Origin of the sequence: Streptomyces cupreus (assembly GCF_014257025.1) — a bacterium.
In the GTDB taxonomy this organism is placed as follows: domain Bacteria; phylum Actinomycetota; class Actinomycetes; order Streptomycetales; family Streptomycetaceae; genus Streptomyces; species Streptomyces cupreus.
The window spans coordinates 74,015-80,678 of sequence record NZ_JACMSF010000043.1; the positions used below are offsets into that span (position 1 = coordinate 74,015).

Below are 6,664 nucleotides of genomic sequence, written 5' to 3' on the forward strand. Positions count from 1 at the left end.
ATGTCAGGGGGTGCCTGTGACCAGCAAGGACACTGAGCGCCGGGCACCCGCACCCCCTCGACGGATCACTGGTCCTTGATCTTCCAGGGCATCACGAGCCCGAACTTCCAGAGGTAGATCCCACACAGGACGGCCACGATCACAAGACCGACCGACGTCAGAATGATGTTGCGGCGGCGCACCTTGGGATCAAGGGCGCGCTGGGCGGCCTCGGTGACCTTGCGCTTGGTCCAGCGCAGCACCAGCTGGGCCCAGACGAACTCGGTCGCCCAGATCGCCATGCCAGCGAAAATCACCACCCAGCCGGGGCCGGGCAGCGGCAGCATCACGATGCCGAGCCCCACGACAGCCAGGCCGATGATGAAGACGCCCACCTGCCAGCTCACGTGCAGCAGACGGCGTGCCTTGATGAATTCCGGTGCTCTCGAACCGAGCCCCTGCTCGCTCTTCGCCCTGTCCACTTCGGTCTCGTTCGACGCCATGGCCACCTCGCCAGGCTCACTACTCCCCGTGTTCATACGGCCAAACCCTACCCGAGAGAAACCAGTCACCGGAATGGTCGTACCTCGCGAACGGGTCGTCGGCCGGAAGAGTTACGTAAAGACACGCAAAACACTCAGAGGGGTTTACAACGGCACCGTAGGTGGCATGTCGATTTCGCCGACGTGCGAATCCCCGAGCGCACACTGAGCGAAAGGCCCTGGCGCTTATGAACACCACGGTCAGCTGCGAGCTGCACCTGCGCCTCGTTGTGTCGAGCGAGTCCTCCCTGCCTGTCCCCGCAGGCCTGCGGTACGACACGGCCGACCCCTACGCCGTGCACGCCACCTTCCACACCGGAGCCGAGGAGACCGTCGAGTGGGTGTTCGCCCGCGACCTCCTGGCCGAGGGCCTGCACCGGCCCACCGGGACCGGCGACGTCCGAGTCTGGCCGTCGCGCAGCCACGGCCAGGGCGTCGTCTGCATCGCCCTGAGCTCCCCGGAGGGCGAGGCCCTGCTCGAAGCCCCGGCACGGGCCCTGGAGTCCTTCCTGAAGCGAACAGACGCCGCCGTGCCCCCCGGCACGGAACACCGGCACTTCGACCTCGACCAGGAGCTCTCACACATCCTGGCGGAGAGCTGAGGCGGGCACCGACAAGCCGCCCGACGCCGTCGACTCGGGGAGACGGCTCGGGCCCAGGACAAACAATCGCATACGGTATGCGCCGACGCCGTCACCGTGAGTCACTCGCGGGGCGGCGTCGACGTGCGTGGGTCCGCTCCGAGCGAGGCCTGAACTCGCAGTCCGGCGCCCCATTCGGTTGCCCCCGGCCACTACGCGTCTGGCGCGGCCGTACCGCCGTCGGCGAAGCTACTACCATCGGCCAGCATCGGCGGGCGCCCGCGCCCGCCCCTCAGGCCAGGGAGCGAAACGTGCTGATCACCCACGACACCCGGTGCGCCCTCGACGCCGTCGTGGATCTGGTGAACACCGCACCGGAGGACGACGCGACCGAGGACGCGCTGCCGGACGTCGCGGCGCTCGCCGATTTCGTGCGCAAGCACGAGATCAGCGATGTCGGCGTGCTCTCGGAGCTGGACCTGTCCGCGGTGCGCAAGATCCGGGCCAGGTTCGCCGGGATCTTCGCGGCACCGGATGCCCGGAGCGCCGCCGGCCTGATCAACGAGCTGGTCGCCGCCGCAGGCACAACTCCGCGGCTCACCGACCACGACGGCTACGACTGGCATGTGCACTACTTCGCGCCCGGAGCGTCCGTCGCCGACCATCTGGCGGCCGACTGCGGCATGGCCCTGGCGTTCTTCGTGGTCGCCGGGGAGCAGGAGCGGCTGCGGCGCTGCGAGGCCCCCGACTGCCGGCGTGCCTTCGTCGACCTCTCCCGCAATCGCTCCCGGCGGTACTGCGACAGCCGCACCTGCGGCAACCGGCTGCATGTCGCCGCCTACCGGGCGCGGCGCAAGGAGGCGGCGGGCTGAGGCCCCGGCGGCGGGACCGGACGGTCGGCCGCCCCTGAGACATCGGCGTCCCGTGGGACATCGGCGTCGACGCGGGCCCCGGCGGGTGGCGCCGGGGGCCGCGGGTACGGCTCAGAGCAGCAGCAGATCGTGCAGCGCAGCCATGAGCAGCAGACACCCGATCACCGCAAGGAAGATCATCAGCGGTGGCTGGGAAAGGGCGAAGAGGCATCCGCGCGGCTCGTCCTGCGGCGGCGCGGTCTCGCTCTGTGTCGTGTCCAGCATCTCGCGGCGATGATGGCCCAGCCGACCCTCCCGGCGCGATCAACACGCCCGGAAGTAGCGGGAGTTCGCCTTAATCCGCGATGTCCGGCACGGGTCGTGATCGATCAGGGACGGGCGGCGACCCACTGTGTCGTTTCAGTCGGCATGCGGCCGTCATATGCCGTGCTTCTTGAGAATGGCCTCGATGTCGCTGAAGTCCTCCTGGGGTGCCGCCGCCGGCTTGGCCCCCGGACGGGAGCTGGAGCCCAGGGAGGGCGCCGAGGCCGCCGGGGCCACCGCCCCGCGCTGAGCGGACCGGGCCTCCTTGCGCTCCTTGCGGGTGCCGCCACCCCGGCGGCGCTCCACCGCGCGGGTGCTCGCGAACAGCATCCAGGAGACGCCGAGCACGCCGAAGCCCGCCCACGCGGTCGGGCTGAACGCGGTGTCCGCCAGCCACTGAACCACCCCTGTCATCACCAGTCCGAGCGGGACGAGTGAGTACGCGGCGATCCGGGCGGCGGACAGGAAACGCTTGCGGTACGCCGTGACCGCCGCGATGCCCAGGCCGGCCGCGGCGACGGCGGAACAGAGGGTCTCGGCAATCATCCGGTCCTCCAGGCAGGATTCAGTCAGGCGCGGAGCCTTCGTCCCTTCCATCCTGCACCTGCGAGGCCCCGCCGGGCCATGCTCCCGCCGGACATCAGGGACATCTCCGGGTCGGCTCCTCCGAAGGTGCCGGTCGGGGCGCGGATCCCTGATTGGGCCCGGCGGGTACCGGGCTGGGAGACTGGGCGCATGAGCGACTCCTCCCCCGTCCGTCCCACCGCACCCGTCCTCGACTTCTGGTGCGAACTCCAGTGCCCGGACTGCCGTACCGCCCTCGACGACCTGCGGGCCCTGCGCGCCCGCTACGGCGACCGGCTGGAGCTCAGGCTGCGGCACTTCCCGCTGGAGAAGCACAAGCACTCCTTCGCCGCCGCGCAGGCCGCCGAGGAGGCCCTGGAACAGGGGCAGGGGTGGCCGTACGTGGAGGCGGTGCTCGGCCGGGTCGAGGAACTGGACCGTAAGGGGGAACCCTTCCTGGTCGAGGTGGCCCGGGAACTCGGTCTGGACGCCGAGGAGTTCGACACCGCGCTGATCGACGGCCGGCACATCCTGATCGTGGACGCCGACCAGGCCGAGGGCAAGGCGATCGGCGTGAGCGGCACCCCGACGTACGTCGTCGGCGACGAACGCCTCGACGGCGGCAAGAGCCAGGAGGGGCTGCGTGAGCGCGTGGAGGAGATCGTGGACCGGTTGCTCGCCGAGGCCGGGCAGGACTGACCTCAGGCTCAGAGCAGGTTCTTGTACATCGACCAGCCCACCGGCACATAGCCCAGTGACTCGTACAGGCGCTCGGCCGGAGTGTTGTCCGCGAACACGTTGAGGCCGATGACCCGCTTCCCGGCGGCCACCGCCTGGGCCTCGGCCAGCAGCATCAGCGTCCGGCCGTGGCCCCTGCCGCGGAAGCGCGCGTCGGCCTCGACGTCGAAGACGAACGCCTTGTCCCCGGCCACCGACACCCACAGGGTGCCGACGGCCTCGTCCTCGTGCTCCAGGACGCTGATGACCATGTTCTCGGTGGCCAGGCCCTGCGGGAGCAGCTTGGACATGTCGCTCAACGCCTTGGCCCACGCCTGGTCCTCGGGCACGCCGCGGTCGATCCAGCTCTGCGCGCAGTGCTCGTTGCCGTGCTCGACCCACGGCCCGTACTCGGCCTCCGTCATGGGCCGGCCGCGGCTGCCCGAGGGCAGCTCGGGCGGGGTGGCGGCGAGCTGCTTCTCCATGCCGCGGTTGCGGTGGACGTAGCCCAGCGCGGTGGCGAGCCTGAGCGCGGGCTCGGAGTCGCCCGGCACCCTGATCTCGACGCGGGTGCAGCCCCAGCCGCGGGCCACCTCCTCGGCGGCGAGCGCGGCCACGGTACCCCGGCCGCGTCTGCGGTCCGGCTCCTCGATGCTCAGGTCGCTGATGCGCGCGACGGTCGGCCCGAAGAGAGGGTCCGTCGCCAGGTGTATCGCACCGACGGGACGGCTGTTCACGCACACCTGGAAGTGGCGGGACAGCATCCCGTCGGCGTCTCGCTGGAGCGGCTCGGTCGGCCGCAGGGTCGTGGTCATCACGGGTGTTCTACCCGCGCTGGAGGCTCACGTCAGCCTCTTTTCCCCCAGCTCACGGATCCTGGTCCTGGCCGGACCGCTCGTCGAAGATCCGCATCGCCTTGGCGGTCACCGGGCCCGGGGCGCCGGGCAGTTCGCGCTCGTCGACGCGGTGCACGGCCTGTACGTCGCGCAGGGTAGAGGTCAGGAAGATCTCGTCGGCCCGCCGGAGGACGTCCAGCGGCAGATCGGTCTCCTTGGCGCCCGTCCACTCCACGACCAGCTCGCGGGTGATGCCGGCGAGACAGCCGGAGGCGAGAGGCGGGGTGTGGATCTCGCCGTCCAGGACGACGAAGACGTTCGACCCGGTGCCCTCGCAGAGTTGGCCGACCGTGTTGGCGAACAGCGCCTCGGAGCCGCCGTATTGGTGGGCGCGGGCGAGGGCGACGACGTTCTCGGCGTACGAGGTCGTCTTCAGGCCGGTGAGCGCGCCGCGTTCGTTGCGGGTCCAGGGGACCGTGATCACGGCGGTGGAGTCGGGGCGGCGGGTGGTCCCGCCGAGGGCGACCACGAGGGTCGGGCCGTGCTCGCCGCGGTCGGAACCGAGGGGGCCGTGGCCGCCGGTGTAGGTGATGCGCAGCCGGCCGAGCGGCATCGGGTTCGCTTCGAGCACGGCCGTACAGGCGCGGCGGACCTCGTCGTGGTCGGGGTCCGGCAGGCCGAGACCGCGCGCTGAGCGGGTCAGCCGGTTCAGATGACGGGTGAGCGCGAACGGCTCGCCGTCCGTCGCCTTCACCGTCTCGAAGATGCCGTCGCCCACGGTCAGCCCGTGGTCGAAGACGGAGACACGGGCGGACTCGATGTCCTGCAGCCCGCCGTCGAGCCAGATCTTCACGTCAGTCCTCCACTTGCTTCGTACGCCCCCGACGCTACCGCGAGCAGCCGGGACGCCTTCAGCTCGGTCTCCCGCCACTCCCCCTCCGGGTCGGAGCCCCAGGTGATACCGGCGCCGGTGCCGAAGCGCAGCGCGCCCTCGGCGCGGTCGATCCAGAACGTGCGGATGCCGACCGCGAGCTCCCCGGTCCCCCGGTCCGCGTCGACCCAGCCGATGCCGCCGCAGTACGGGCCCCGGGGCGCCGTCTCCAGCGCGTCGATGATCCGCAGCGCGCTGGATTTGGGCGCGCCGGTGACCGAGCCGGGCGGGAAGGCGGCGGCGAGCAGCTCGGGCCAGCCGGCATCGGGGCGCAGCTCGCCGCGTACGGTGGAGACGAGGTGGACAAGGCCCGGGTGCTTCTCCACGGCGCACAGGTCGGGGACGCTGACCGAGCCGGTGGCGCAGACGCGGCCGATGTCGTTGCGGACCAGGTCCACGATCATCACGTTCTCGGCGTAGTCCTTCTCCAGCAGGTCCGCCTCGGTGCGCCCGGTGCCCTTGATCGGCCCGGACTCCACGATCCGGCCGCGTCGGCGCAGGAACAGCTCCGGGGAGGCGGTGGCGATCTCCACGCCGTGCTCCGGCAGCCGGATCGTTCCTGCGTACGGCGCCGGGTTGCCGCGGGCCAGCAGCGCGGTCAGGGCGTCCACGTCGGCGTCGGCGGCGACGGGCGCGGAGAGCACCCGGCAGAGGTTGGCCTGGTAGACCTCGCCGGCCGCGATGTGCTCGCGGATGCGGCGCACGCCCGTGGTGTAGGCGGCATTGTCGAGGGAGGAGGTCCAGTCGTCCGCCGCCGGACCAAGCCAGGCGCCGGGCACCGGGGCGGGCACGGGCGACTCCCGTACGTCCCGGAAGCGGGCGCAGGTCAGCCGGCCCTCGAAGTCCGCGGCGACGGCCCAGAAGCCGGTGGAGTCCAGGGCCGCGGGGTCGCTGGTGACGTCGAGGAGGCCGGCGGCGAGACGGTCGCCGAAGCGGGCCAGAGGAGGGAGGTCGAGCACGGTGTCGAGTCTATGGCGGGTGTCTCCCCGGTGACCTGGGCATGTCCTCGCGAGGGCTCTGACCACGTCTCGGAGCAGGTCGGGCGGGGGTGAGGCGCAGCACGCTGCACAAACGCGTTTTTGTACTGGCCCAGGAATCCGCTAGAGTTCAACACGTCGCCGGGACGCGCAAGCGAATCGGAAAGACAGGCGAACGTAGCTCAGTTGGTAGAGCGCAACCTTGCCAAGGTTGAGGTCGCGAGTTCGAACCTCGTCGTTCGCTCGGAAGAGCAAGGGGGATCATCCCGAACCCCCGCACTCCTGGTGGAGTGGCCGAGAGGCGAGGCAACGGCCTGCAAAGCCGTCTACACGGGTTCAAATCCCGTCTCCACCTCCAAGGA

At 70.8% G+C, this 6,664-nt stretch carries 9 protein-coding genes and 2 tRNA genes; 5 read left to right on the top strand and 6 right to left on the bottom strand.

Features of this window, described 5'->3' with window-relative positions; genetic code table 11:
- Positions 1–65: 65 nt before the first annotated feature.
- Positions 66–518 (bottom strand): TIGR02611 family protein, encoded by a 453-nt coding sequence (locus tag H4N64_RS31600; protein ID WP_186285868.1) that lies wholly within the window; start codon positions 516–518, stop codon positions 66–68.
- A 191-nt stretch (positions 519–709) separates the two neighbouring features.
- On the opposite strand from H4N64_RS31600, the gene H4N64_RS31605 reads away from it, so the two are divergent.
- The gene (locus H4N64_RS31605) at positions 710–1,123 is read left to right on the top strand and encodes an SsgA family sporulation/cell division regulator (RefSeq protein WP_004002642.1); all 414 of its coding nucleotides are present in this window, start codon (positions 710–712) and stop codon (positions 1,121–1,123) included.
- A gap of 290 nt (positions 1,124–1,413) precedes the next feature.
- The gene (locus tag H4N64_RS31610) at positions 1,414–1,974 is read left to right on the top strand and encodes a CGNR zinc finger domain-containing protein (protein ID WP_186285860.1); all 561 of its coding nucleotides are present in this window, start codon (positions 1,414–1,416) and stop codon (positions 1,972–1,974) included.
- A 111-nt stretch (positions 1,975–2,085) separates the two neighbouring features.
- Here the strand turns inward: H4N64_RS31610 and H4N64_RS31615 are convergent, their stop codons facing one another.
- The gene (locus H4N64_RS31615; protein WP_176711650.1) at positions 2,086–2,238 is read right to left on the bottom strand and encodes a hypothetical protein; all 153 of its coding nucleotides are present in this window, start codon (positions 2,236–2,238) and stop codon (positions 2,086–2,088) included.
- A 153-nt stretch (positions 2,239–2,391) separates the two neighbouring features.
- Positions 2,392–2,874 carry a hypothetical protein gene (locus H4N64_RS31620; RefSeq protein WP_186285861.1) on the bottom strand — a complete coding sequence of 161 codons (483 nt, stop codon included), beginning with the start codon at positions 2,872–2,874 and terminating at the stop codon, positions 2,392–2,394.
- A gap of 138 nt (positions 2,875–3,012) precedes the next feature.
- Here H4N64_RS31620 and H4N64_RS31625 point away from each other — a divergent pair, with 138 nt between their 5' ends.
- Complete coding sequence (locus H4N64_RS31625) at positions 3,013–3,540, top strand: DsbA family protein (RefSeq protein ID WP_186285862.1); 528 nt, start codon at positions 3,013–3,015, stop codon at positions 3,538–3,540.
- A gap of 8 nt (positions 3,541–3,548) precedes the next feature.
- On the opposite strand, the gene H4N64_RS31630 is transcribed toward H4N64_RS31625, so the two are convergent.
- From H4N64_RS31630 to H4N64_RS31640, 3 genes are read right to left on the bottom strand one after another with little or no spacing between them, the layout of a single operon-like run.
- Positions 3,549–4,373: a GNAT family N-acetyltransferase gene (locus H4N64_RS31630; RefSeq protein WP_186285863.1), complete on the bottom strand. Its 825-nt coding sequence runs from the start codon at positions 4,371–4,373 to the stop codon at positions 3,549–3,551.
- A 52-nt stretch (positions 4,374–4,425) separates the two neighbouring features.
- Entirely contained in the window at positions 4,426–5,247 is an 822-nt protein-coding gene (locus H4N64_RS31635; protein WP_186285864.1) for an aminotransferase class IV, read from the bottom strand.
- Positions 5,244–6,284: a chorismate-binding protein gene (locus H4N64_RS31640; RefSeq protein WP_186285865.1), complete on the bottom strand. Its 1,041-nt coding sequence runs from the start codon at positions 6,282–6,284 to the stop codon at positions 5,244–5,246. The genes H4N64_RS31635 and H4N64_RS31640 overlap by 4 nt, the downstream gene beginning before the upstream one ends.
- 189 nt (positions 6,285–6,473) lie before the next feature.
- On the opposite strand from H4N64_RS31640, the gene H4N64_RS31645 reads away from it, so the two are divergent.
- Positions 6,474–6,546: transfer RNA gene (locus tag H4N64_RS31645), tRNA-Gly, on the top strand.
- 40 nt (positions 6,547–6,586) lie between these two features.
- Positions 6,587–6,660: transfer RNA gene (locus tag H4N64_RS31650), tRNA-Cys, on the top strand.
- Positions 6,661–6,664 lie beyond the last annotated feature (4 nt).

What these genes read in the sequence shown, in the direction of transcription:
- H4N64_RS31630 (WP_186285863.1), bottom strand. Translation starts at nt 4,373, where the DNA reads ATGACCACGACCCTGCGGCCGACCGAGCCGCTCCAGCGAGACGCCGAC.
- H4N64_RS31600 (WP_186285868.1), bottom strand. Translation starts at nt 518, where the DNA reads ATGAACACGGGGAGTAGTGAGCCTGGCGAGGTGGCCATGGCGTCGAAC.
- H4N64_RS31605 (WP_004002642.1), top strand. Translation starts at nt 710, where the DNA reads ATGAACACCACGGTCAGCTGCGAGCTGCACCTGCGCCTCGTTGTGTCG.
- H4N64_RS31625 (WP_186285862.1), top strand. Translation starts at nt 3,013, where the DNA reads ATGAGCGACTCCTCCCCCGTCCGTCCCACCGCACCCGTCCTCGACTTC.
- H4N64_RS31615 (WP_176711650.1), bottom strand. Translation starts at nt 2,238, where the DNA reads ATGCTGGACACGACACAGAGCGAGACCGCGCCGCCGCAGGACGAGCCG.
- H4N64_RS31620 (WP_186285861.1), bottom strand. Translation starts at nt 2,874, where the DNA reads ATGGAAGGGACGAAGGCTCCGCGCCTGACTGAATCCTGCCTGGAGGAC.